Source organism: Thalassolituus sp. UBA2009 (genome assembly GCF_002335285.1).
Taxonomy (GTDB): Bacteria; Pseudomonadota; Gammaproteobacteria; order Pseudomonadales; family Oceanobacteraceae; genus Venatoribacter; species Venatoribacter alkanivorans.
Window position 1 is genome coordinate 1 of the sequence record NZ_DDCJ01000094.1, and the last position, 1,114, is coordinate 1,114.

1 protein-coding gene and 1 pseudogene are annotated in these 1,114 nt (G+C 49.9%); both read right to left on the reverse strand.

The genetic code is table 11. The features are described 5' to 3' along the window. Positions 1–465: tetratricopeptide repeat protein (locus tag B3P58_RS11545; protein WP_286717646.1), on the reverse strand; the 465-nt coding region annotated here is incomplete at its 3' end. Beyond that, positions 446–1,114: pseudogene (locus tag B3P58_RS11550) on the reverse strand (hypothetical protein); the annotation flags it as partial. The pseudogene B3P58_RS11550 and the gene B3P58_RS11545, both read right to left, overlap by 20 nt.

Genomic DNA, 1,114 nt, shown 5'->3' on the forward strand with positions numbered 1-1,114 from the left:
GAGAATGCCCAGATTATAATGCACCTGCACATCCGCCGGGTCACACTTAAGAGCCGTTTGATAGCTGTTTTCTGCGGCACCGAACTGGCCTAATTCACGTTGCACCAGTCCCAGCACTTTATAGGCCGGGCAGAATTCCTGTTTAAGGACAACGGCTTTATTCAGGCTTTCCAGACTGGCATCAAACTGCTCGAGACGGTATTGCGCCAACGCCAGATTGGTCCAGCAGCCGGGAAATTCTGCGTATTTTTCCGCCAGCGCCTGCCAGTGAACCAGTGCCGCATCAAACTCTTCGTCCTGCAGCAATTCCAGACCGGCGTTATAGGCCTCGATCAGTTCCGGCGGCAACGGTTTTTCCTGCGGCACAGAATCGACCACTTCAGGCTTAGCACCTAAGAGGCTGCAGCCCTGCAATCCAATCTGTAATAAAACCAGCAGTAACAGGCTAACGAATCTGATCAACATAACTCAGCGCCTTTTCATTTTTATTGTACTGGCCAGGCATCAGCGTACCCAAAGACCGGTAACTCTTTTTAATCCATTCATCATACAGACCATCGTAAGTACGGTTGGCATTGGTCTGATGAATTTCAATAGCCGCCTCATCCAGAGGAAATGCCTGCTCTTCCAGCAGGAACTGATACTCCTCCAGTTCCAGTTCATCCATACCGCCTGGCCGCTCCGATTCCATCAGCGCCTTGCTCAGCTGAGCGTACAACTGACCAATGCGATAAGTCGCCGATGTTGTGTATTCCAGTACGCCAATCTGCACCGCCTGGGTATAACGCTTCAGTGCGGCCTGCATCACCGCATTCTTACGCGTCACACTTTTATCAAGGGGCAGCGTAATGGCGATTTTTTCATATTTAACCCGTTCGAATTCACCCAGCTCATAGGCCGCACTGGCGGCCAGATAACGTGAACGATCTGTCTGATCTTTACCTGCTTTATTGTGCAGGGTTATCACCTTATCCAGCCAGAAACGGCGTTTTTCTTCGTCGTTCTGTGCAGCATAAATTTCGTTCAGTTTAAAGTGCGCTTCGACAGCTGCATCAAAAGGTTTTTTATAGCTGTGGGCGTAACGCTTATACATCACCAGCGCATTATCCAGATC